Below are 24,644 nucleotides of genomic sequence, written 5' to 3'. Positions count from 1 at the left end.
CTTAGTTTTGATTAATGCTAACTTGATTTGCGACCTGAAGTGCCAGTTCGCGTGCCTGTTCAATGCTTTCAGCACGTGCAGTCGCAACACCCATGCGACGCCGTTCGAAGCCTTCAGGTTTGCCAAACAGGCGCAAATCAGTATTGCCGTCTGCTAAAGCAAGATTCAGGCCAGAAAATGAAAGATTACGATCATCTACCCCGGCATAAATCACCGCGCTGGCAGCCACACTATGCCGTGTGGTATTGACGGGCAGGCCTAAAATCGCACGTGCATGCAGTTCAAATTCGCTTTGAAATTGAGAGGCGAGTGTTACCAGTCCGGTATCGTGTGGACGAGGAGAAACCTCACTAAACCATACTTGGTCGCCTTTGATAAAGAGTTCTACACCAAAGATTCCGCAACCCCCCAGTGCTGTGGTGACTTTGTGGGCAATGCGTTTAGATTCCTCTAGCGCTGCCGGAGTCATCGGCTGAGGTTGCCAACTTTCGACATAGTCGCCCGAGTCCTGACGATGGCCGATCGGATCGCAATAAGAGGTTTCGATCTCGCCGGTTGCCGGATTTTTTGCACGAACAGTCAATAAGGTAATTTCAAAATCAAAGTCAATTTGCGATTCGACAATCACTGTACCCTGATTGACGCGTCCACCAGTTTGCGCATATTCCCAAGCCGCGTCTACCTCTGCAAAGCTTTTTACCCGAGACTGGCCTTTGCCAGAAGAGGACATGACCGGCTTGACAAAGTTTGGATAGCCGACATCATCACAGGCAGCACGGAAGGACTCTAAACTGTCAGCAAATCGGTACGCTGAAGTTGGCAGCCCCAGTTCTTCTGCGGCCAGACGGCGAATGCCTTCGCGGTTCATGGTCAGATTGACCGCTTTAGCCGAAGGAATGACGGTCGCAATATTTTGTTCTTCAACGTCAACCAGTACTTGTGTGGCAATGGCTTCAATTTCAGGAACGATTAAATGTGGCTGGATTTGATGGATCAATTGTTTTAATTCTTCAGCATCGGCCATATTCAAGGTATAGGAATAATGCGCGACTTGCATGGCAGGTGCATGCTCATAACGGTCAGCAGCATGAACTTCGACCCCAAGACGTTGTAGTGAAATCACCACTTCCTTGCCCAGTTCACCAGAACCCAATAATAGAACTTTATAGGCAGAAGCTTGCAGGGGAGTACCAATAGTCACGCTCATGTGTGTCATCCATGCTTGATTTTATGGACTTTTAGCATAGCAGAACTGAGCCGGCAGTTAAGCCAAGATTCATACAAAATTGTGATATTGTCCAACAGTTTTATTTATAAAGTTTTTCTGGAGGTAAGTAAGGCGTAATTGTCATGTCACTGATCTGTCAGACTGATTTGAAGACGGTATATCCTGTTTTGGCAATAGCTTTTTTCTATCTACAACTGGTCGAGTATTAAAAAAGTATAAAAGAATACGGAAATGATTTTATTTGAGCTTTTTCTTTCAGGAAAAATGATAGGGATCAGCTAATTATTTTTATATAATAAAGACCTATACTATTCCATAAGCATAAGTCTTTATCTTGATTGATCAGTCAGTTCAAGCTTAAAACGTCATCGGCACATAGGTATAAACCAGACCATAGGTCAGTGCTGCGGTCAGGGTCGCCATCACGATGCGTTTGAATTTAAAGTACAACGCAGTGAGTACGATAAATCCGACCAGCATCGCAATACTTTTATTCGGTGTTTCTAATAATGGCGGTAAGGTAGCAACTACCAGCATGGAGCTGATTGCCGCAATGCCGATTGAACCCAAGGCAATTTTTAGCCACAATGCTCCGCGTTTTTGTGAGCCTTGCTGAAATTTCTGAATCACAAAAAAAGGCCCGAAGCGTGAGACGAAATTGGCGATCCCGACGACAATGCCGACCAGAATAATCTCTAGATTCATGCTTGATCTCCTGCATGTTCAGGATCTGGCTGTTTTAAGATATAGTGCTTGAACAGGCCGGCAAAAATACCGGAACTGATACCAATGAAAATCGCGGCAGACAGATCAATAAAGTAACAGGCCACAGCAGAAACCAGAATGGTGACAGTCACAACAAAAGTATGTTTCTTCTCAAAAGCAGCCAAGAGGAAACTCAGGAACAGCGCAGGTAACAGGAAGTCTAGAGCCGCTTGCAAGAATTGCGGCAGATTGCTGACCTGATCGGCAAATAAACCACCGAGAAAAGATCCCAATGCCCAGGACATCCAGCTAAACAGGCTTAAACCCAGCATCCAGGATTCAGACCATTCCTGACGCCGTTGCGAGAGCTTGATCATGCCGGAAGCAAAAACCTCATCGGTCAGACCCCAAGACCAGATCGCAGTTTTCTTTAAATTCAGCCGGTCTTGAATCAGGTTTTGCAGCGCAGGGCCATAGAGCAAATGCCGAATGTCTAGGGCAATCACCGTTAATGCCGTCATCCAGATAGATGTGCCACTGCCTAAAAGTGCGACCACAAGGAACTGGCTGGCACCTGCATACATCGAGCAGGAAAGAAACAGCGCTTCCCAAGCCGTAAAGCCAAACTGAGTGGCTGAAACGCCAAAAGCAAACGACACTGGTAAATAAGTGAAGATGATCGCTTGGCTATCTTTTGCACCTTGCCAGAAGCCAGCAGGTTGCGTAGCGAGTTGATTCTGTTCAGACACGACACACCTTGAAGGAGAGTTGAACGATGGGTCAAATGAAGATTGTGTATTCTACGTGAATTTAATAGCATAGTGCCGAAATGTTTAAATTGGCGAGCCTGATATGTGGATGTTCAAGACACGTACGATGCTGACAGCTGCTTTAATGAGCACTGCATTGTTGTTACAAGCGTGTGGGAATGACAGTCAATCGACTGATAAGCCAGAAATTAAACCGGCACCTAAACTGACGAATGATGCGACCACCTATGCCAATGCGGCATGGCAACTGATCAATAAAGTCGATCCACTGGTTTATCATAAAGAAGTGGATCAGCTGGAAACCCAGGTGCGTCAACCGGCACGTAAGCTGAGCACAGACTGGCGTATTAATGTCAAAATGACCGATTCGGTGACTGAAGGTAAATATGCCTTGTGCCGTAAAGCCTTAACCAGTCTGGAAATCTGGGCGCGTACCGTGATCGACAATGGCAGCAGTCTGGAACAAAAGCAGGCGGATTATGAGCGGGATAAACTGCAATGTCAGAATGCGATTGATAATCCTGAATTGGGAAATACTGATCCCAAACAAAAAGGCACCGCGATTGCTAATATGCAATAAACCTTTAGCCATTTAGTTATAAGCATAAAAGCCAGTCATTCAGACTGGCTTTTTTAGGATGAGACAACAGCAAGACTCTAAAAAGAGGGTATCCACACATGTTCTAATAAAATCACAAATACACCACAGATCAGGAGTGTGCTGCCAATTATGCGTTTAATCAGAATAGGTGTAGACATGGTCGATCTCCTTAAATATTTAAAGCTAAAGCGTGTTCAATGCTTCCAGATAACGACGATTCACTTCTTGCCAGTTCACGACATTGAAAAAAGCCGAGATATATTCCGGACGACGGTTTTGATAGTGCAAATAATAGGCATGTTCCCAGACATCCAGACCTAAAATGGGAATATTGCCATGCATCAGTGGAGAGTCCTGATTGGCGCTGCTTTCTACAATAAGTGTTTGATCTGGCGCAACACTCAGCCAGGCCCAGCCGCTACCAAAACGGCTCAGTGCTGCCTGGGTAAAGGTGTCTTTAAATGCCTCGAATCCGCCTAATTCATGTTCAATGGCCTTTGCAATTTCAGCTTCTGGATGGCCGCCACCGTCTGGACTCATGACTGTCCAGAACAGGGAGTGATTGGCATGTCCACCGGCATTATTGATCACGTTCTGTTTTAATTGCTGCGGTACTTCATTGAATTTGCTAATTAAGGCTTCGACCGATAAATCTTCCCATTCGGTTCCTGCGATCCCTGCATTGATATTATTAATATAGGTTTGATGATGCTTGCTATGATGAATTTCCATGGTCTTGCTATCGATATGAGGCTCTAGGGCATCATAGGGATATGGCAGTACAGGCAGGGTATAGCTCATGGTCAGGATTCCTTTGCTAGAATGAAGTCATGTTATTTTTCATTAGATTTAACATACGCCTGAATTTAATATTTTTATATGAGAATAATTATCATTATTGTTAATATGTGTGAATTATGCGTTGCCTGTAAGTTTTCTACGCTCGGTCATCTTATTTCCTAGGTAATAAAAAAGCCCCAGAAGGGGCTTTTTCACACAGCAAATACTTAGACGTTAAAACGGAAATGTAAAACGTCGCCATCCTGAACGATATAGGTTTTACCTTCTAGACGCCATTTACCGGCTTCTTTTGCACCCGCTTCGCCGTTGTACTGCACGAAATCATCATAAGCAATACATTCTGCGCGGATAAAGCCTTTTTCAAAGTCGGTATGAATTACACCAGCGGCTTGCGGTGCAGTTGCACCAACTTTCACAGTCCAGGCACGAACTTCCTGTACACCTGCGGTGAAGTAAGTTTGTAAGCCAAGTAGTGAATAACCTGCACGAATCACCACGTTTAAACCAGGTTCTTCCATGCCCATCGCTTCCAGGAATTCAGCACGGTCTTCATCTTCAAGCAATGAAATTTCCGCTTCAATCTGGTTGCAAAGAGGTACGACAATTGCATTTTCTTCAGCAGCCAATTTTCTCACTGCATCCAAATGCGGGTTATTTTCAAAACCGTCTTCAGCAACGTTGGCAATATACATGGTTGGTTTAAGCGTCATTAAGCCAAAGCCACGTACCAGTTTACGTTCGTCATCATCCAGATCCGCTGCGCGAGCCGGTTTGCCTTCATCGAGTAAAGGCTGGATTTTTTCTAATACTGCTTTAGTAGCAATTGCTTCTTTGTCACCACCTTTGGCAGATTTAGTCAAACGGGTAATCGCTTTCGCCACCGCGTCGAGATCTGCAAGCGCGAGTTCTGTATTAATCGTGGCGATATCATCCAGTGGATCAATACGACCATTCACATGAATGACGTTTTCATCTTCAAAACAACGTACCACGTGAGCGATTGCATCAGTTTCGCGGATGTTGGCCAGGAACTGGTTACCTAAGCCTTCACCTTTAGAAGCACCAGCGACCAGACCTGCGATGTCCACAAATTCCATAGACGTTGGAATCACGCGCTGCGGTTTAACAATTGCTGTCAATTTGTCTAAACGTGGGTCAGGAACAGGCACGATGCCGGTATTTGGTTCAATGGTACAGAACGGGAAGTTTTCTGCAGCAATAGCAGCTTTGGTTAAAGCATTGAAAAGTGTAGATTTGCCAACGTTCGGCAAGCCGACAATACCGCAATTAAAACCCATGAAATAACTCACAAAAGCGTTATATAAAAATTGCCCCCGATTTTACATGAAAGCACGGCTAAAGTCAGGTCATGCACTTGTGGTTTATTGCAATCAAATGCTTCTTATAACTTAAAAGCTCCGCTGAGCTTTCCCGGATTTATTATGAGTCCGCCGAATATAGAGGAATAATCAGCCAGTATTGTACTTTTGGATAAAAATCACATTGTTTTTCTAAAATTGAGTGACTAAAGTATCTGAATAAAACAGCGGCCTATACGCCCTGATCCAATAACGATAAACATGGAGCATGCATGCGAACTTTATACCAGTTTCCTTTATCTCACTTTTGCGAAAAAGCACGTTGGATGCTGGACCATAAAGAGCTGTACTATGTTGCTCACAACCTGATTCCCGGCGTACATCGGGCTTTTGCCCGACTGAAAACAGGACAGAATCGTCTGCCTATTTTGCGCGATCAGGACAAATGGATTGCAGATTCAACCCAGATTGCGCTTTATCTGGATGATACTTATCCAGAACATCGTTTATTGTATGCTGAAGGACATTTTCGAAATAAAGCCTTAGAAATTAATGAAATTACTCTGGAGCTGGGTCGTCATGTCCGCCGCTGGATGCTCTCTCAAGCGCTGACTTCCGATCATGAATCTCTCGATATTTTAATTGGTGAGCAGGGCTATTTGCGCCAGTTTGAAAAATTTTCTAAACCTTTATTAAAAGCGATGGTCGCCAAGGGTTATGCATTGAATGAGGAAACCGTGGCGGAATCCAAACAGCATATTGATGTCACTGTACAGCAACTCAATCAGATGCTGGTTAGTCAAGGTGGATATTATTTTGTCGGAAATCGTTTAGGTCTGGCGGATATTGCTGTCTGTTCTATGCTTGCTCCATTATTGGCGATTCCGGGGACGCCGTGGGAAAAAGAAAATTTTGAAACCTTGTCCGAAGAATATCGTGATTATCAGCAGCATTTAAATGCGTTGCCTCTGGGTGAATATATTTGTCGTATTTACCGAACCGAACGCAATGCGCGAGTAGACTGGCGTGGTGTATAAGCTTCAAGGCAAATCCTAAAATTAAAAACGCGCATTTGCGCGTTTTTAATGAGATGATGATTAACCCCAAGGATTATTTGGGTCGATATCAATATTTTTACTAAAGTGATTGAACAGTGAACCAAAATCAAAGCTGGATGAACCACCACCACTGCTGATATTTTGAATCGTATCTTGAATGTCAGGCAGAATAGCAGACAAGTCAATATTGGAATCTGTGGCACCCACATCTTGGACCAGATCACCTGGATCGGGTAATTCAATCGAAGAGCTATTATCAATCAATTGCCCAATGCCTCCGGCAATGCTCCCTGGATCAAACCCGTTTGAAGCAGAGGAAATTCCTTCGATCAGAGTACCCAGATCCAGATCACTATCTAGATTGAGATGACCCAATAATCCTCCTAAATCTATGCCATTTGAGCCATTCGCGATCAGGCCGCTGAGTAAATCGGTAAAGCCATCGAGATCAAAATCCCCCGCTGCATTCTCACCGACAAAACCGCTAATTAAATCTGTGATAGCACCGATATCAAAATCATTGCCTGTATTGCCGCCGATTAAACCGCCGATCAGATCTGCAATCGCGCCGATGTCGATATCACCCAGTGCACCAGACCCACCAATCAGACCACCAACCAGCTGAACGATTTGTGCAATATCAATCTCGCCATTACTGCCGATGAGGTTGCTGACCAGATCTGCAATCGCAGCAATGTCGATGTTGCTTGAACCACCGATGAGACCACTCACCAGTTGGGCAATTTGTGCAATATCAATCTCGCCATTACCGCCGATGAGGTTACTGACCAGATTTGCAATCGCAGCAATGTCGATATTACCTCAACCACCAGAACCGCCGATCAGGCCGCTGACCAGCTGAGCGATTTGTGCAATATCAATCTCGCCATTACCGCCGATGAGACCGCCGACGAGTTTGGAAAGAGCACCAATATCCAGATTGCTGCTATTGTTCGCCATTAGGCCATTCAACAAGTTGGTGATCTGGCCAATATTAAAACTGCCTCCATTGGATTGGGTTAAGCTGCTGATCAGACTCTGATGAACCAGACAACTGAATTAATAAATTGCTCATATTTGCGCTGTTAAGACTATGTCCAGAGAGAAGGCTGTTTAATAATGAGCTCACGGAAGGTTGTGAATTAGAGCCGTTTAGACTGCCAATGAGATTGCTAAGCGTACCTGAGGCTGTTCCAGCGAATAAGCCACCTAACAGGCTTTTAGTTTGTGTTTCAGCCGTTAAGACAGGACTCACCTTGGTTTTAATCAAACTTAAAATTTTAGAAGCCATGAGCATTCCTTATTTAATATTTTTGAAAAATGCTATTTTTATTTTTAGTGCGGCTTTGTTTTAATCTATTTCTATACACTTGTAAAAGATAAGTGGCTGAACTGTGCGGGTACTTGAAGGTCTGGCTTATATTTTACTGGACTAATTAAACTTAAACTATTAAAAAATAAATAATTAATAGAAATTACCATTGGTCATTTTTTAGAATTATATGATTAACGGTTATCTGGTTCAGGATTGAAAGTTACTTTATAAAATGGCAGAAGATTTGGAAAATATTTTCAGAATATGAAAACTTTGTGAAAAATAAATAAATATTGTATAACAGGGAGAGTGCAATATTTTGCTATTTTTATTGATTATTAAGAAAGAGTATAAAAATGGAACTGGATCGTTTCGATAAACATATTCTAGAAATATTGACCCATGAGGATGTCAATCTGAATGAACTGTCAGAGCGGGTAAATTTATCTGTGAGTTCAGTCCATCGCCGGATCAAACACTTGATCGATCAAAATATTATCAGTGGCTTAAAGCGTGAAATTAATTATCAGAAATTAGGTTTCACGCTGCATGTACTGTTACAGGTGTCGCTAAGTAAACATGATAGTGATACTTTTGCTAAATTTCTGGAAGAACTGGAAAGTATTCCCGAAGTGATTAATGCCTTTTTGGTCACCGGCCAGTCTGCGGATTTTATTGTCGAAGTAGTGGCGCGAGATATGGAAAATTATAGTGAAATTTTACTCAAGCGTATCGGGAAAATTGAGCATGTGGTTGCACTGCATTCGAGCTTTGTCATTAAAGAATATAATGTCTTTAACTGTAGCGGATTACTCAATAAAGTTTGATCCTAGGCGAGAGTAGTAGACAACTATAAAAAACGCACCCAAGGGTGCGTTTTTAGTTTTGATCAAGCTTAAGCATCTAATTGCGCCATCACTTCATCAGTAAACTCTACGTTGGTATATACGTTTTGAACATCATCTAAATCTTCAAACATATCGATCATTTTCAAAATCATTTTGGCTTGATCAACATCTGTAATTTCAGCTTTGGTTGAAGGGCTCATCACCACTTCAGCATTGTCAGACTTCAGACCTGCTGCAGTGAGCGCATCCTGTACATCACCAAAGCTTTCAGGCGTGGTAATTACCAGAATTTCATCTTCAGCAATTTCAATATCTTCCGCGCCTGCTTCCAAAGCTACTTCCATGATTTGATCTTCTAAAGAAACATCTTCAAAAGTGATCTCGCCACGTTTGGTAAACAGATAAGCCACTGAACCGGCAGTACCTAAGTTACCATTGGTTTTTGAGAAGCAATGGCGAACATCAGGAACAGTACGATTCAGGTTGTCTGTCATGGTCTCTACCAGAACAGCAACACCACCTACACCATAACCTTCATAGGTCACTTCTTTCAGGTCGTCGTTATCTTCGCCACCCGCACCACGTTGAATGGCACGGTTGATCACATCACGTGTCATATTTACAGATAATGCTTTTTCAACCACCGCACGCAGACGAGGGTTGCTACCTGCATCTGGACCACCGAGTTTTGCCGCAGTGGTTAATTCACGAATATATTTGGTAAAAAGCTTACCACGACTCGCATCTTGTTTTGCTTTACGATGCTTAATATTGGCCCACTTGGAATGACCCGCCATGCGAACTTTGCTCCTTGTAGATTGGCTGTATGCCTATCAGAATGCCGAAATTCTACCATAAGCTTTTTTTTAAAAAAAAGTGTCTGGATTTGAGATTTCAGGATAAAACAAAAAAATTGTATTAAATTGATAGAAAAGGGGAATGCTATAGTGCAGTTTTTGATTTTATTTTTCAAATTTATACAAATGCTTTAGGAGGACATGAACAGCAAAGGATCTGTTCATGTCGAGCACTGTTACTGAGCTTATTCCGGAATGACAATATCCAGATCCACTTTATCTTTATAGAGCTGTTTGATTAAGGCCAGATCTTGAGCCAGATCTGTTGGATAAATCTTGCCTAAAATGCCACCTTGTTTGGTTCTGGAATTGGCATATAGCAACACAATCGGCACATTGGCAGCTTTGGCAATATGCCAGAAGCCGGTACGGATCGGTTTACGTGCTTCACCTTGCTTGGCACGTGTCGCTTCTGGTGCAATCACCAGATTAAACTTTTCATTATTCTGAAAATGCTCCACCATCTGGGTCACGATATCTTTATTGGCCTTGCGGTCAACAGGAATACCGCCGACAGCTTTTAATAGCGGTTTGAAAGGTCCTTTAAATAGTTCTTTTTTGATCAAGGTATGAACTTTAAGATCATAAATCTGGAAGAGGGCAATCGACAGCACCGCATCCATCATTGAAGTATGTTCAAAGCCAATAATGACCTGTTTGTCTTCGAGTACATCTGGTTCGACATGATATTGCCAACCCGCAAGTTTAAATGCAGATTCGCCAATGAATTTATTTAGCATAAGCACAGATTAAGTAAAAGCCATATGTGGAGAATTGCATAATTTCTTCTTGTTCGGCCATTCAGTCAATAGGCTGGCAAATAAAACGTGTAAATAATGTAGAAATCTATAATTTCTTGATCTTTTTAAACTGAAATATTAAGAGCTAAAATGTATAAATAAAAAATTTTGATATTAAAAAAGTATTATTAGATATAAAAAAAGTCTTAAAATGGTGAAAAAATGACTATCCAGAGCAAGATTTAGTTATTAGACTTTTGTCGAAGAAGAGAAGGGGTATTAATCCTTTCTATTTTGTTGTTCTTTCTACTCTGAGATTGAAAACTATGACATACATTACAGCCTTTGTAGTCTCTTTATTGATTTTAGTGCTTATAATTGTATGGTCTTTCATCGAAATTAAGCAGGATTTGCGTAAAGAAAAAGAAATGAAGTCTCAATTCTAATTTTTCTTTATTCTGCAGCTCATATACTTTTCCATCATTTTTAATATTTTATCAAATATTTTTTGATACTTTATAAATATACTGAGACGTCAAATCTATCAAATGTATGCTTTATTCTATGAGGTTGACGTCAATATTTCAGGCTAGGCTGCCTTAAATTGATCTGTATATACCCATTTTTCTGCATGTCTTTAGACTGAAGTATTAAAGAACTAGAATTTCTTTCGAATCAAGTCATGATGATTGCTGCCTAAGTGTTCAAGTGGTTATAAAAGTACTTGTCTTTCAAAAAAATCTTAGCTAGTATTCATGACGCTTGAACTTATTGATAAATAAAGTTTTCAGCATGTAGGGCCTATAGCTCAGTTGGTTAGAGCAGCGGACTCATAATCCGTTGGTCGACAGTTCAAGTCTGTCTGGGCCCACCAGTTTCGAAACCCCGTAACTCTTTGAGTTATGGGGTTTTTTACGTCTATATAGCTGAAAAAAGATACAACTATTTCGGACCGTAATGTGGTCCATCTTCCAGAAAGTCCGATGGGGATCAGTCAAGATTCCACAAAATATCACTCAGACCATTTCTTCATGCTCATTTGCGATGCGGTCAGAATCGTGGATGATTCATCAGATGTCAGTACATCGCTCGAGCTGAGCGCAGAGGAAATGACAAAAGAGTGGGGAATGTTTGAGGTTTTGCTGTTTACCTGTTTCCCCCTAGTGTATTAGGGGGATTTCGGTTTTATCTTGGGGGAATCTACTGATATTTGTTTGGATCTCACAGGCCCTTGTAGGAATCTATTTTGATTTTTACCCGTTATGGCCTATATTGAAATAGTTATACTAATCAAGAGGGAATACTAATGCCATCTCCAAAAGACACGAAAGGACCAATCGTGAAAACAGGCCCAACAGCAGGTCAGAATCGTTCACGTAATGAGGATGGACAGTGGCGTAAAAAGCGTTCTGATGCAGGTAAGACAAGAAGCAAATAGTTTTTACTAATCAGCAATGTAGTAATGGAAGGATTCCCTTCCATTAATAAATAGTATTGTGAGAAGTGCTATTTATTAGTTACTCCTGCTTTCAGTAAGTAGAAGAATACTTTGCTCTGATTTTGGCTTCTTCTTCTGCAATACGTTTGCTTTGGTGCTTAGGTAGTTTGTTATAGATTACATCCTGTAAACATGCTTGTTCTGTAAGTTTAGTCGCATACATACAATGTTCATATGCTAGGTTAGTCATATCTATATTAGCTGTACCGTAAATGAACTCTCTAGAGAATCTTAGCTCTGCTTCCATTGCCTCATTAGACTGGTTTTGATTTACACTCATATTTTCATCTGAAGCTTCTTGTTTTTCAGTTTCAGTAGTTACTGGTGCATTTTTAGAAATATCTTCATTTCCATTATCAGAGATGGTACTTACTTCATTAGTTACAGTAGGTAATGAATTCTGATTTTCAGTTGCAGGTATAGTAAATGGTAAAATAAAAATGAATGCTAACCATCCAAAACTCATACATCTAGCTAAAGTTGAATAACCTGCTTTTAAGGTAATCCATGAGCAAAATAGGGGGAAAATAAAAATACCAAGACCTAATAAAAAAGATACCTTTCTTTTAGGGTGTTGTATTTGATTTGGTGTTATTTCAATTGAATCAGACATGTTTTATCCTAAACTAAATCTTAATAACACTTAATATATTTTATTCCATAAGATGCTAAATCAAAAATAGCTCCATTTCTTTTAAGATAAGCAAAGGAAGTATAATCTGTACCTTCTTCACCTTCACTAGACCAGTGTGATTCTCCTGTTCCTGAAATTAATTCTTGTTCATTAAAATTAATTTTATTAATGTTAATTTTGGAAAGAGACTCATGAGATTCTATTTGAATAGTATTTGGTTTAATAGTTATTCGGCTATCGGTGTCGTTTCCAGTCATACCTTGCTTACAAACGAGTTGTGAAGTTGCCCATTTTCCTAAAAAACTAGCGTTTATTTTTTCACTTGCAAAGACTGGATTTGCCATTGACAAAGTTAATAATCCTAGCGAAATATGGATTTTATTCATGTTTTTCTCTATTAGTAAGAAGGTGATAGGAAATTATATTGAAATACTTCTTATGATTTTTCATATTAATTTTATTTTACATTTTGAGCAAGAGCATTTTTTTAGAAATGGATAAAAATATTTTTTTTAGGATTATTATTTAATTATTATTCTTAATGAAAGTGAAACAAAATTACTTTATGGGACATATTATTTTTATGATCTTTTACTAAGGAGTGATCATGAAAAAATATTATCCAGAATTAGATACAGTTTCTGATTTTATCGATTATATTCCACATTCAAAGAGTAAATCTATTGCAAAAGCTATTCGCACTTGTAATGATAAAGATGCTCATAACGTCGAAAAGTTGCAAGTTATTTTAGGTGTTTTTATCTAACTCAATTTAATAAAATTATTTATTTTAACTTAACTATCAGTTTATTTATTTTATAAAGGGTAATTCATGTTTAAATCAAAAAGCTTAGTTTTTATCGCATTATTTTCAGCAAGTTTCAGTGCATTTGCTGTTCCTAACGTTTGGCGTTCTGGTTATGGTCAAGGATTTTCTGAGTATTCAATTCAGGATGCTAAAGGGCAAACGTTATGGGTGGTTTGTAATGTTGGAGCTGGAGAAGACTATGATCATGGTGCTCGATTTGAAACAAAATCTAGATCCTATGAAAATTCAAACTCAAAATATCCTTTAACGTTCCTATTGGATGGCAAAAATGAAGTTATTCCACCCAAAAATACTGATTGGCGTAATGGTGGTAATGCGTGGCAAGAATTTTCTAAAGGTGTAGCAAAGGCTAAGAAAATTGAAGTCTTTATTAATAATAAGAAAGTTACGACCTTTACACCAACCGCAAGCAGCATAAAAAGCGTTGCAAGTGATATAGCTTCATGTACTGCAAAATTTTATCTCTAAAACCCGTCAAACCCTAATTTTTACTATGTCCCGATGTACGTTAAGTACATCGGGATTTTTACGTCTATAGGAATCAAAACCATGCAACCACGTATCAATGACAAAGTGGGATATCACCTGATCCAAACTTTCCAATGCCACAAACTCTCTGAGCGAGCACAGGACAAATTACATTACCAACTATGGAAGCACAATGATACAGGTGTATTAGGCATTGCCTTGAGCAAGAACGAATCGTCAGGTGGCTTTAGTGCTGAGCTGATCTTAGTGGAAGATGTGATGCAGACACTGAGCCAATTGCACAAAGAGCAAAAGCCATTTCATGCGACAGCATTCAAGGAACTCTTTACTGGAAAGTCTGTGAACAATTCAAGCTTTTTCGGCGCTGTATTGGTTGATCAAAAAGTGATTCGATTGCATCCACAGACGACAAGACTGCTAGAAGTTATTGAAGATTACGAGTTATGGCCTACACGCTTGGAGAGCATACCTGTAGCAGCCGTAGTTGATGAAGTCCCTACGTCACAAGGCAATGGCAGACAGTCCAAAAAGCGACAAGGAAAACCAATGAGCACAGCACATACAGAGGAGGTATCGCCTGATGCAGATTGTACGCACTAGGGAAAACCTAGAACTTATTCATGACAAAGCGATTGCTGATGCCATCTCTACCACAATGGATGAGTTGGAAGAGCAATACCAAGAAGCATATCAAGCCACCCTATATGGGTGGTTTGTTGTTTGTGAGTGTGAGCAGGACCTCACTGATCCATTTACCGATTTGACATTTAGCTTGGCAGAAAAGCTACATGCAGGTGAGGTCGAATTTGTGGAGAAAAAGCAGGATTGGTATGAGGTCTACATCATGCTCAACGACAATGAAGGCATCTTAGTCTATGTTCCGAATATGATTTTTGAGCAATATCAACTTAACGTGATCTGAGTCAGCTACGACAGACCTGTCTGCACTTTTCCCTATTGATTCCAATGTGAGAACCTTTGATGACAAAGCATCCCTTATTCGCTTTGGGCCAAGTCGTGTCTACACGAAATGCCTTACAGTTTGCTGAAACAGAGAAGATTGACCTCGTTGCATTACTTTTACGTCATCATTGTGGTGATTGGGGTGATGTATGCGAGGAAGATCGAGAGTCCAATGAGGAAGCACTATTACTACCACTGCGCATCATGTCGAGTTACAAATTCGCCGAAGGGAGTATCTGGATCATTACTGAAGCAGATCGGTCGGTGACGACCATTTTGTTACCTAGTGATTACTGATGGACCGAGAAGAAGACCGTAGGGCAACAAGCTTTACGGTTGATCTTTTTGTGAAGTGAAGGGTGGCAAGAGAAGATGCCTTTTGATGATGAACAGTGACACTGTCTAGTAGTCCTGTGGTCCACTTTTTTTGACCTTTCGGACTGTTTGGTTGAAAAATGTACAGTTGTTTTTGTGTGAAAATTAACCATTTTTAGCCTGAAAACCGATTTGTCCCTAGAAACCACGGCTTCTAGCGGATTCCCCGTTTTGTCGGTGATTACTAGGGGGTAAATGGTTTTTACCAAATGGTTAAAAATCATATATTCTTTATAATCATATACTTGAAAATGCAATTTTTCAGGTAGGTCCATTTTCTGCAAGAAAAGTAGGGGGCTATGATGCTGACTGAAAATCGGATATAACGCTTGTATCTGTTTGGTCGAGCAGCAAACAGCAAGGTTTTTCAGGGTGAAATCTACCGTGAAAAACAATAGATGGTACTTGCTCATTTTCAAGTTGCAATTGTCATTGGTTGGCTGAGTTGAAATTGAACTCAGTCAGATATTATTGAATTGAACCCTTAGTGTAGAAACATATTGATTTCAAATGATTTCGATTATTTGAAGTAGGTTTCTGCACCCAAAATTTGGAGTACCTATGAAAATGGAGACTGGTTTGAAAGTGCTATTTGTGGCCTTACAAGATCCAGAAAATTGGGGCAAAGAACAAGATGTTCGCAATATTTGTCCAGAAGTGCAGGTCAAAGGCCTCCGTCTAGTTGCAACAGCGAAGGCAGTACGTGGTCTTGTACGCCTGACTTACCAAGGGAAGAAGGTCAGTCAAGGCTTAGGGTCATGTGCACATGAGGAGCTGACAAAATTCTTACCTGAGTGGCTGAGTCGTGTTGAGCAATGCCATGCACGTTTAGCACAAGGCTTGGATCCATTCGCTGAGGATGAGAAGAGCAAAAAGGAAATGACATTTCGTCATTTTGCTAATGAGGTTTATCTACCAAGTGCCAGAGTTAGCAAAAGGTCATATCGAGATGACGAATCACGACTACGGAAACACATTTTACCCTACCTAGGAGAAAAGAGATTTGATGAGCTGAATATGGCATTGGTGAATGATGTCTTACATTCGGCAAAGGCTACAGGCCTGAAACCTGCTACCGTGAATCGTATTGGGGCGTTATTGTCTGTGATCTTCAATTCTGCAATTGATCATGAGTTGATTGCAAGCAATCCGATGAAGCGCGTGAAGAAGTTGCGAGAGAACAATCAGATTGAGCGTTACTTGTCTGAGGATGAAATTCAGAAACTTTGGCCGATTCTGAATGATCCTCATTACTATGGGATTGGTAACAAGACGATTGCGGCAATCATCAAGTTTTTACTACTTACAGGTGTTCGAAAGCGTGAGGCTTTGGATATGAAGTGGTCTGATGTTGATCTTAGCAAAGCATCTTGGCATTTGAAGTACAACAAATCTGGAAAGGCTCGATATGTCACTTTGAGTGAAGATGCTATAGAGGTTTTACAGTCTATGCCGAAAATCTCAGAATTTATCTTTGCCAATCCTCAAACGCAAAAGCCGTACAACGATATCCGAAAAACTTTTGACAAGATTATGCAGTGCGCAGGGATTACGAATATGCGTATTCATGATTTACGCCATAGTTTTGCCAGTCTTGCTGTGAACAGTGGGGAATCCCTCTTTGTTGTGCAGAAATTACTTGGCCATGCCTCACCACAAACAACACAACGCTATGCACATTTGCAATCTAGCACGCTTCATCAGGCATCTACAAATGTTGCCAATATGATTCGCCAACAAAGCGCAACAATCTAATTCATTAATCCATATACAAATATTGGGCGTATGACCTACGCCCAAAGGAGCTCTTATGCCTAAACTTAAGGAATTTTACTTGAAGCAGGGTCAATATCTCGCAGATAGTGATGTATTTGTTCAGAAGAACGCACTGACAATGCTTCAGGCTGGTACAGGTGTTGGTAAGACAACTGTGGTCACTGAAAAGTTTTCGAAAGACTATGATTATGTGTTGATAGTTATGCCTTCAGTATTGAAAGTGACGGAACTGAAGGAGGCTTACAAGAAGCAATTCAGTGGGACAGAATACCATTTTTTTTATGACAAACATGTTCCTTCAGAAACCACCTTTAGAAAAGGTCGCAAGTATGTAGTGATATGTACCTATGAAAAACTGGAGAAGGTGAGAGAGTGCTTGCCAAAAGGATATCAGGACAAAACGCTCTTGGTTGTGGATGAGTGTCACAAACTCTATTCAGCAGGAAGCTATCGTTATGAAGCTTTGAATAGCCTCTTGTATTCCATCCTTAAAAAGAAATTTCCGACTATCGTATTCCTCACTGCAACATTTACGGAGCATTGTTGGAAAACTTTGGATATCCCACTGGATCACACTTACACCGTGTATTCAGAAAATAGTTTGAGCCGAAATGTTGAGGTGGTGTTGCTCAAAAAAGGGGACCAATATAGTTTCGTCCATTTAGTCATGGACCGTATCAACACTGTGAAAAAAGAGGGCAAGCGTGGCAAGATTTTGATACGACTGAACAACCGCAAAAAGTGCGAAATGATTGCAAAGTTGTTTGAAAGTATGTTCAAGCTCAAAGTGCTTGTGGTTCATAGTAAAAACAAACATGAGGACGCTGTGAAGGAAATGTTCCATCGGCAGGAGATCCCGAAAGATATTGATGTGGTGCTGAGTACTTCCATCATGGATGAGGCAATCAACTTGAACAATTTACAAGAGGAGATTGATTCGGTATTTGTTCTTGGTAAAGATGCACATCCAGAAGAGCTGGTACAGTTCCTTGGGCGGTTGAGAAATGCAACAGTCCCATGCTTCATTGTGCTACATACCAATATGGCGGTAGATACAACAGTTGCACCAGAAAAATTACATGACATTTATTTGAAAAAGAATATGCAGTTTTTGGAGAAAATTAATACTGTTTCTGATCTTTTGATCAGTGTATACGATGACTATCAACTGGTTGGGGACGATGATGAGGAGTGTGAAAAACATTCCTATGCATCTCTATATCGGAAGGTGAATACCTTGAACGAGACTTTCGAATACTTTAGTGGTTCAAAAATATTTGCTGTTATCAATGGGGCTGTGAAAAAAAATATTGCCAGTATTTCTTCTGCGTATTACCGCATGGACAAAGCATGTAGCTATCAGAATTTTTCGTATTTCAAATTCAGAATTCAGGAGTTATTGCCGACTTGCAATGTGACATTACGAGAGGATCATAGCCTGAAGACTGACAAGTCGATACTGTCATTTTTAGGTGCAGCCAAGAAGAGCAACGAGCAGCAGAAGCAGGATAGTATTGATACTGCCATGGAGATATTCTTGAGTGTTGAGCCAGAGATTGAGGATTGCAAAACTGAGCAAGAAGTCAAGGAAAGTCGTAACATCAGAATGAGCAATAGGATTGATGAAGATACGATTTATGAGGATGACGAATATGCGATTTATGAGGATGACGAAGGGCCAGAAGAACCATTTGCTGAGAGTCATACATCACAAGATTTGCCTGATCGTGAAACTGAAAGCAAGATTTTGCTGAAAAACTATAGTGTATTTATTTTACGAGAGCAGGAAGAGGATGATTTTTATGTGCAGAGATTGGTTGCAAAGTACGTTGTGCCATACCCAGAAGTCACAGCAGAACTGGTTAGCACAATAGCAATCTTATCCACGTATATTAGCAATCTTGAGGACATTTATCAGATTCTGAAGAGGAACGAGTCGGAAAAGGTCATTATGCTTGCCAAAGCTTATGCCGACAATATCGTTGTCCGATACTTTGTGAACAGATTTTATCGCTATAGTTCAGATCGCTATTTTGGGGCTCATCGACTTCGTCCTGATGAAGCTGTTACATGGATTACAGATGCCTTCACAGCCGTACAGAAAAAGACACATATCCCAATGAAAACCTTCCTTGATCAAAAGCTAGTGTCTGGAATGAAGTTGGATATGAGGACCAAGCAAATGGTGATTGATCCTAGCAAGGCAGCCAACTTCTTTGTACGTTTTTTTGCAGTGAAGGACCGCAATGCGAAGAAGCCTGATCTACGTTATTTGGAGTTCCATGGTATCGTATTTGGTAACTATCAGTATTTGACTACAGCAAAAAAGCAGGCGAAATACAAGAATGTATCCCCACAATTCCAAATTGGACAACGGGTATTTGATTCAATGACTGGTGAGTGTGTGTCAGATACGCCATCTCTATTAGTACGATCACGATTGATTATCGAAGAGGAGGAGTTCTTTGATGATGTAGCTTAGCCTTATGCACCTTACTGAGTTCAGTGAGTTACATTTTTTGCTTAGTTAGCTTTGCCATTTTGGACAATGAAAATGATTGATCTCATTGATCTTTAGTGCTCAGTCAAACATCTTTGCTCGACTCACAGCTTTGTGTACTCACAGAGCTGTTTGAGCAGAGCAGAAAGATTGATTGAGGGGGAAAAAGAAGGATAGTGGAGACTTAGTGATTTTAGATTATTTTTCTTCGGCATTCGTGAAAGGTAGGGTGGGGTTTTGTTTATTTTTTACTTTTTTGTGGGTGATTGATCTTCCCAAATTATCCAGCAAATCCGCACTTTACAGTACAGTAGTCGGATATGGTCCTGTTTCTGAGTGGTGGAATTAATTCATAAAAAACCATCTTTATTTTTTAAATTTTACAGAGAAGTCTTTGTTTGACCGAGTACCATTAAATATTAGGGTCAGAGTTACGAGTTTTGTCTAGCAGCTATTAGATGGTTTTTATATTGTTATTTTTTAAGTTGAATTTATATTTGAAATTTGAGTTACTAGTCAACAAAGCTTATTTTTAGTAATTAAAAACATTTATGAAAGATACAATCAAAGAATTATTAGTTCAATTAAATACGGGTTTTATCGGTAGGGATGCAGTTATAAAATCAGCATTGCTAAGTCTTATTGCAGGTGAAAACATCCTACTTGTAGGTCCGCCAGGAACAGGTAAGAGTATGCTAAGTCGTAGAATGTCTGAGGCCTTAGCCAGTGAGAAAAATACTGATAAATACTTTGAGTATTTACTGACTAAGTTTTCTACGCCAGAAGAAATATTTGGTCCTTTGTCTTTGAGTGATTTAAAGCAAGATCGTTTCCATAGAAAAACAACAGGCTATTTGCCGACCGTACAAATTGCATTTTTAGATGAAATCTTCAAAGCAAGCTCTTCTATTTTGAATGCGTTGCTTACCATATTGAATGAGAAGATTTATCATAATGGTACGAATGCGGAAGTTGTACCGATACATTGTCTGATTGCTGCATCGAATGAGTTACCTACTGGTCAAGATGAACTTTCAGCTTTATATGATCGCTTCCTTATGCGTAAATTTGTAGATTATGTGGATGAGGATCAGATTCAGCAATTATTTAATCTTCCTTTGAAAACTACGATTGAAAGTAAGTATCAGCTTAGAAATCAGCAAATCGAAGAAGTTAGACAACAAGCAAATCAGGTCATTTTCCCTAATGAAATACAAAATCTGGTCATGCAAATTTGGAAAGAATGTAAAGCAGCTTTTAAAGAGAATAAAGATGAGGTTCTATCAGACCGTAGATTAATCAAAGTACTGCATTTATTACGCATTTCTGCAGTGACAAATGGTAGAAATCAGGTCGATTATTCAGATGTAATGCTTTTAAAAGACTGCGTATGGAATCACCCTGATAATGCGAAAAAAGTATTGGATATAATACTTAAATCAATGCCAATAAGATCAAGAGTTAAAGAAGTTGAGGCGCAATTTCATCATCCAGATTTAAAGGGTAATGGAACAAAAGAAAATCCTTTCAAAATTTCTCATTCTCGAGACTTACAACTATTAAATCAACCGAGTATAGGGATGCAAGGTTTCCATTTCGAACAGACACAAGATATCCAAATTTTAAAATCTAGTTTATTTGAAATTGGTAGTGTAGGCAGATCTTATTTACATTATAGAGATTATGCAGTTATTAAAAATTTTAAAGGTATCTACGAGGGTAAAGGTTTTCGTGTTGGATTACATCATCAGGTATATGCTAACTCTAATTCCAATTATTTTTTGTTCCAAAATATTGAAAATGTCGAAATTCAAAATATTAATTTTTTAGAAAGTAGGTTGGCCTATAAAAGTATAGACAGTACAGTGATAAATTGTTCAGTTGATAGCAGAACGAAAAGCTTAATTGGTACGACTCCTATTAATACGACATTTCTAGAACAACCAACTAAGGAAATTCCGACTGAAACTATTGAAGAATCTAGCTTGGATCAAGACGTCCTAAAACAGCAATTAGCAAACAATATTTGGTTATAGGACTGCTGAATATGATTTTTGCTTTAGCATATTTGTCTACGTTTACATTATTCAAGTCTATTAAATACTTTATAGATAGTAAATTTCGTAAGTCAGTTATTCCTATTGAAGGGAGTGTAGTTTATTCTCCCTTATATGCTTCTGTCGAACATTCAGGTATTTATATTGGTCGAGAAAAAATCTCTAATATTGTCGTGGATAGCTTATTCAATCGTGAAAGTACTGTCCGTTTGAGTTCAGCTAGTGAGTTCACAGATAGTAGTTGGTTAGGGAATAAAATTTACGTTTCCTGTGATCGTGATGGAAATCCCGTAGGAAATGAAATAGTCGCAACTAAATCCAAAGCGCATGTTAGTGAAAGATGTTATTATGGATTGATTTATAGTAATTGTCACAGTTTTTCAATAAAATGTCTTGAGTACTCCCCACAACATTATGTATCTAAGCAGAAAACCAAAGCACTAATTGTCGATGATAATTATCCGAAACCAGAAATTCCAGAATACGGATCTTTTACAGATTCGCCAACAAACTTTAGACAATTAAAACAACTTGCCAGAAATAAGCTTAATGCAAAAAAATGGTTATTGTGGGATTGGGAAAACAAACAGGAGAAAGTACAGGAACCAGATTGGCAAGAAATTCAAAATCTTTATCAAGATCAAATCTTGAATCCTCAATTTATTCAACAGTTGCATCAGGAACTTTCAGAACTTAACGAATATCAGCAAGAAATTAGTGATGAAAATATTCCGCCTAAGGTTGTTAATCAACTAAAGCAATTTGGACAAAATTTGCAGAATATTTTGGATGTGTATCAAAAATCGAAGTCATTTTTAGAACTATTTCCTGAATCACAACTTACTTATAGGCAATTAAAACAATCAAAAGCTAATCTTCAGAGATTAGTAGATGAGATACAAAATAATAAATCTATTCAAGAATTAGTTCGTAAAATGGGACGGAATTACATTTCAGAAGAAAGAAAAAAACAAGGTAAAATTTCTAGTAGAAGTAAAGATGAAGTACATGGTATTCATCGTAGTGCTGACCTAATGTGTTTATTACCAAATGAACTCATTAATCTTGAAGATGAAACACTAGAAAACCTTTTTTACGCAAGATTACTTGAGCAAAATTTATTAACGTATGAAATTCAAGGTACTACTTTAATAAATGGTGAACAGTTAGAGGCTAATAAAAAGTGGACTGGACCTATCGTTGCTTGTTTGGATACATCTGCAAGCATGAGTGGTTTGCCTATGAAAAAAGCTAAAGCTTTATTATTCGCAATAGCAAAAATTTTAAACAATGAAAAAAGACATTTATATGTTCTTGTGTTTGGAGCAGAGGGGCAAATTAAAGAATTTCAAATGCGGGAATCACAAGATTTGAGTGGTTTACTTGTATTTTTAGATCAAGGCTTTGATGGTGGCACTAATTTTGAAACACCACTCCAACGAGCTATCGAAATTATTAAAGGTGAGAAAGACTACACAAAGGCTGATATTTTAATGATTTCGGATGGTGATTGTTCAATTACATCCAAATTCAGTAAATATTTGAATAAGGAAAAATCTGAATTAGATTTAATGATTTATTCTGTACTTTGTGCAGGGGCTAAGAAAAAGGATTCTTTTAGTGATGAAATATTAATTATTTAGTTGAGTTGGCGAAATATAGAACAATACCAGAAGAATTCATTTTCTCACGTTATGTATTAATTGTTGGCGAACGGGTATTTGATTCCATGACAGGTGAGTGTTTGTCAGATACATCATGTCCATTAGTACGATCACGATTGATTATCGTAGAGGAGGAGTTCTTTGATGATGCAGCTTAGTCTTAGATATCTTGCTGATTTCAGTGAGTTACATTTTTTGCTTGGATAGTCTTGTATTTTGGGCAATGAAAATAATTGATCTCATTGATCTTTAGTGCTCAGTCAAACATCTTTGCTCGGTCTACAGCTTTGTGTACTCACAGAGCTGTTTGAGCAGAGCAGAAAGATTGAGTGAGGTGGAAAAAGAAGGATAGTAGAGATTTAGTGATTTTGGATTATTTTTCTTCGACTTTGATGAAAGCTAGGGTGGAGTTTTGTTTATTTTTTACTTTTTTTGTGGGTGATTGACCTTTCCAAATTATCTAGCAAATCCGCACTTTACAGTACAGCAGTCGGATATGGTCCTGTTTCTGAATGAGCAAATTGACTTCCAGAAACTAGGGTCGTTTACGGTCGAAGGAAGTTTTGTTGAAAAACATGAACTTAGTTACTACGGTCCATCCAAGACATGAGGGAAAAGTTCGGTCCATTACTGGTCCATCGCAAAAAATATAGGTGTATTTTCTTGGACTTACAGAATCACACTCAATGCGGTTTTAGGGGCGGAAAAACCACAAAACCTTTACAGTTCATGAGGTTATGTGTTTTGAGGGCGGTCCTATTGATTTTATTGAGTTTTACTATCTTTGGTATTTATAACATATTGTTTTTTATAGTGAAAAAATGAAATGCTGTTCTGACTCATAATCCGTTGGTCGACAGTTCAAGTCTGTCTGGGCCCACCATATAAAACAACCACTTACGTGCACTAATCGTAAGTGGTTTTTTTGTTTTTAGATTCTGGTAAGCAAATAGTAAGCGGAATGAATCAACATTATTTTCCATTGGCTTTGATAAACAAACGATTTAAAAATAGAGTTTTCTGTAGGTACTCAAATTAAAGTGACAATGTGGTGGGTATAGGGCGGCCTAATATGGGCTATCACCGTCGTAGTTTGGTGGTAACCCAAATGCCATGTATCAAATTATTAGGAGATAAGCTGACGGCAAGACATTTTTAAAGTCAGATCAATGAAATTCACACGCGTGTAGTAGTTCTGAATAGATTTACGGAATTGGGTAGACCTCACACCCAAGTTATCACTTAAATTTGAATGAATTGGGGAAAACTCAGCTTTTGAATGTCTATGCAACACAGCAGCTTGAATTAGTTTTATCGTGCGTGGTGGAACAAAACTATCAAATTGACAATAAAATAGAGGTTCACCGCGTTTTAAAATCAAATCTTTAGAAGTGTCATGACATTCAAATGCCCACATCAATGGTCGAGGCCAAATGTGAATTGGAAAATGTCCACCAAAGATTCTGCGTGGTAATGGATTGTCATGGTAATGCCAAAGGCATCCAGTTAGGTGATATACACTACTTCATCAGCTATAAATCAATAAAGCCGTTTCAACGTAAGCATATGGTTAACTTATCTTGCTAAGCTGTCCTATAAGTCTTAATTTGGTTTCCA

General features: G+C 39.2%; 21 protein-coding genes, 2 tRNA genes and 3 pseudogenes. 15 read left to right on the top strand and 11 right to left on the bottom strand.

Going from position 1 to position 24,644, the window contains the following annotated elements:
* Nucleotide 1 precedes the first annotated feature (1 nt).
* From purT to CWI32_RS04845, 3 genes are all read right to left on the bottom strand, one after another.
* Nucleotides 2–1,216 carry a formate-dependent phosphoribosylglycinamide formyltransferase gene (purT, locus tag CWI32_RS04855; protein WP_171063324.1) on the bottom strand — a complete coding sequence of 405 codons (1,215 nt, stop codon included), beginning with the start codon at nt 1,214–1,216 and terminating at the stop codon, nt 2–4.
* A 369-nt stretch (nt 1,217–1,585) separates the two neighbouring features.
* A complete protein-coding gene (ygaH, locus tag CWI32_RS04850) occupies nt 1,586–1,933 on the bottom strand; it encodes an L-valine transporter subunit YgaH (protein ID WP_005097402.1) in 348 nt (115 codons plus the stop codon).
* On the bottom strand, nt 1,930–2,682 hold the full coding sequence (locus CWI32_RS04845) for an AzlC family ABC transporter permease (protein WP_005097401.1): 753 nt from the start codon (nt 2,680–2,682) through the stop codon (nt 1,930–1,932). Before CWI32_RS04845 ends, ygaH begins: the two co-directional genes overlap by 4 nt.
* A 103-nt stretch (nt 2,683–2,785) precedes the next feature.
* Here CWI32_RS04845 and CWI32_RS04840 point away from each other — a divergent pair, with 103 nt between their 5' ends.
* Nucleotides 2,786–3,283 (top strand): hypothetical protein, encoded by a 498-nt coding sequence (locus CWI32_RS04840; protein WP_005097400.1) that lies wholly within the window; start codon nt 2,786–2,788, stop codon nt 3,281–3,283.
* A 204-nt stretch (nt 3,284–3,487) separates the two neighbouring features.
* Here the strand turns inward: CWI32_RS04840 and CWI32_RS04835 are convergent, their stop codons facing one another.
* Both CWI32_RS04835 and ychF read right to left on the bottom strand, forming a co-directional pair.
* Nucleotides 3,488–4,105: a superoxide dismutase gene (locus CWI32_RS04835; protein WP_005097397.1), complete on the bottom strand. Its 618-nt coding sequence runs from the start codon at nt 4,103–4,105 to the stop codon at nt 3,488–3,490.
* A 206-nt stretch (nt 4,106–4,311) separates the two neighbouring features.
* Nucleotides 4,312–5,403 carry a redox-regulated ATPase YchF gene (ychF, locus tag CWI32_RS04830; protein ID WP_005097395.1) on the bottom strand — a complete coding sequence of 364 codons (1,092 nt, stop codon included), beginning with the start codon at nt 5,401–5,403 and terminating at the stop codon, nt 4,312–4,314.
* 293 nt (nt 5,404–5,696) lie between these two features.
* Between ychF and CWI32_RS04825 the strand changes: the two genes are divergently transcribed.
* Nucleotides 5,697–6,461, top strand: a complete 765-nt coding sequence (locus CWI32_RS04825) for a glutathione S-transferase family protein (RefSeq protein WP_005097394.1) — start codon at nt 5,697–5,699, stop codon at nt 6,459–6,461.
* A gap of 60 nt (nt 6,462–6,521) precedes the next feature.
* On the opposite strand, the pseudogene CWI32_RS04820 reads toward CWI32_RS04825, so the two are convergent.
* Nucleotides 6,522–7,773: pseudogene (locus CWI32_RS04820) on the bottom strand (autotransporter outer membrane beta-barrel domain-containing protein).
* A gap of 380 nt (nt 7,774–8,153) precedes the next feature.
* Between CWI32_RS04820 and CWI32_RS04815 the strand changes: the two are divergent.
* Nucleotides 8,154–8,624: an Lrp/AsnC family transcriptional regulator gene (locus CWI32_RS04815; RefSeq protein WP_100329904.1), complete on the top strand. Its 471-nt coding sequence runs from the start codon at nt 8,154–8,156 to the stop codon at nt 8,622–8,624.
* Between the two features lie 68 nt (nt 8,625–8,692).
* On the opposite strand, the gene CWI32_RS04810 is transcribed toward CWI32_RS04815, so the two are convergent.
* Complete coding sequence (locus tag CWI32_RS04810; RefSeq protein ID WP_005097391.1) at nt 8,693–9,442, bottom strand: YebC/PmpR family DNA-binding transcriptional regulator; 750 nt, start codon at nt 9,440–9,442, stop codon at nt 8,693–8,695.
* Between the two features lie 245 nt (nt 9,443–9,687).
* Entirely contained in the window at nt 9,688–10,242 is a 555-nt protein-coding gene (locus CWI32_RS04805) for a 1-acyl-sn-glycerol-3-phosphate acyltransferase (protein ID WP_005097390.1), read from the bottom strand.
* A 797-nt stretch (nt 10,243–11,039) separates the two neighbouring features.
* Between CWI32_RS04805 and CWI32_RS04800 the strand changes: the two genes are divergently transcribed.
* Nucleotides 11,040–11,116: transfer RNA gene (locus CWI32_RS04800), tRNA-Ile, on the top strand.
* Nucleotides 11,117–11,771: 655 nt separating this feature from the next.
* Here the strand turns inward: CWI32_RS04800 and CWI32_RS04795 are convergent.
* Nucleotides 11,772–12,353, bottom strand: coding sequence for a hypothetical protein (locus CWI32_RS04795; protein ID WP_100534783.1), 582 nt, complete (start codon nt 12,351–12,353; stop codon nt 11,772–11,774).
* Nucleotides 12,354–12,373: 20 nt separating this feature from the next.
* Nucleotides 12,374–12,760, bottom strand: coding sequence for a hypothetical protein (locus CWI32_RS04790; protein WP_100534782.1), 387 nt, complete (start codon nt 12,758–12,760; stop codon nt 12,374–12,376).
* Between the two features lie 221 nt (nt 12,761–12,981).
* Between CWI32_RS04790 and CWI32_RS15145 the strand changes: the two genes are divergently transcribed.
* From CWI32_RS15145 to CWI32_RS15230, 11 genes and pseudogenes are all read left to right on the top strand, one after another.
* On the top strand, nt 12,982–13,140 hold the full coding sequence (locus CWI32_RS15145; RefSeq protein WP_167381263.1) for a hypothetical protein: 159 nt from the start codon (nt 12,982–12,984) through the stop codon (nt 13,138–13,140).
* Between the two features lie 66 nt (nt 13,141–13,206).
* A complete protein-coding gene (locus CWI32_RS04785) occupies nt 13,207–13,671 on the top strand; it encodes a YfjT/YkfB family phage-associated protein (protein ID WP_100534781.1) in 465 nt (154 codons plus the stop codon).
* An 81-nt stretch (nt 13,672–13,752) separates the two neighbouring features.
* A complete protein-coding gene (locus CWI32_RS04780) occupies nt 13,753–14,292 on the top strand; it encodes a hypothetical protein (RefSeq protein WP_100534780.1) in 540 nt (179 codons plus the stop codon).
* Nucleotides 14,273–14,614 (top strand): hypothetical protein, encoded by a 342-nt coding sequence (locus CWI32_RS04775; protein ID WP_100534779.1) that lies wholly within the window; start codon nt 14,273–14,275, stop codon nt 14,612–14,614. Before CWI32_RS04780 ends, CWI32_RS04775 begins: the two co-directional genes overlap by 20 nt.
* Nucleotides 14,615–14,673: 59 nt before the next feature.
* On the top strand, nt 14,674–14,952 hold the full coding sequence (locus tag CWI32_RS04770; protein WP_100534778.1) for a hypothetical protein: 279 nt from the start codon (nt 14,674–14,676) through the stop codon (nt 14,950–14,952).
* Between the two features lie 639 nt (nt 14,953–15,591).
* Complete coding sequence (locus CWI32_RS04760; protein ID WP_252146093.1) at nt 15,592–16,785, top strand: tyrosine-type recombinase/integrase; 1,194 nt, start codon at nt 15,592–15,594, stop codon at nt 16,783–16,785.
* 55 nt (nt 16,786–16,840) lie between these two features.
* Complete coding sequence (locus CWI32_RS04755; RefSeq protein ID WP_100534776.1) at nt 16,841–19,288, top strand: DEAD/DEAH box helicase; 2,448 nt, start codon at nt 16,841–16,843, stop codon at nt 19,286–19,288.
* A 569-nt stretch (nt 19,289–19,857) separates the two neighbouring features.
* Nucleotides 19,858–21,342: an AAA family ATPase gene (locus CWI32_RS04750; RefSeq protein WP_100534775.1), complete on the top strand. Its 1,485-nt coding sequence runs from the start codon at nt 19,858–19,860 to the stop codon at nt 21,340–21,342.
* A gap of 11 nt (nt 21,343–21,353) precedes the next feature.
* Complete coding sequence (locus tag CWI32_RS04745; protein WP_100534774.1) at nt 21,354–23,006, top strand: VWA domain-containing protein; 1,653 nt, start codon at nt 21,354–21,356, stop codon at nt 23,004–23,006.
* Between the two features lie 773 nt (nt 23,007–23,779).
* A tRNA-Met gene (locus CWI32_RS15075) sits at nt 23,780–23,910 on the top strand.
* Nucleotides 23,911–24,102: 192 nt separating this feature from the next.
* Nucleotides 24,103–24,273: pseudogene (locus CWI32_RS15230) on the top strand (IS5/IS1182 family transposase); the annotation flags it as partial.
* A gap of 51 nt (nt 24,274–24,324) precedes the next feature.
* Here CWI32_RS15230 and CWI32_RS15325 read toward each other — a convergent pair.
* Nucleotides 24,325–24,566 (bottom strand): annotated as a pseudogene (locus CWI32_RS15325) (hypothetical protein); the annotation flags it as partial.
* Nucleotides 24,567–24,644 lie beyond the last annotated feature (78 nt).

Origin of the sequence: Acinetobacter pseudolwoffii, assembly GCF_002803605.1 — a bacterium.
Lineage (GTDB): Bacteria > Pseudomonadota > Gammaproteobacteria > Pseudomonadales > Moraxellaceae > Acinetobacter > Acinetobacter pseudolwoffii.
Note: the sequence above shows the minus strand (reverse complement) of the source record. Positions and strands in the feature narration are given on the sequence as shown.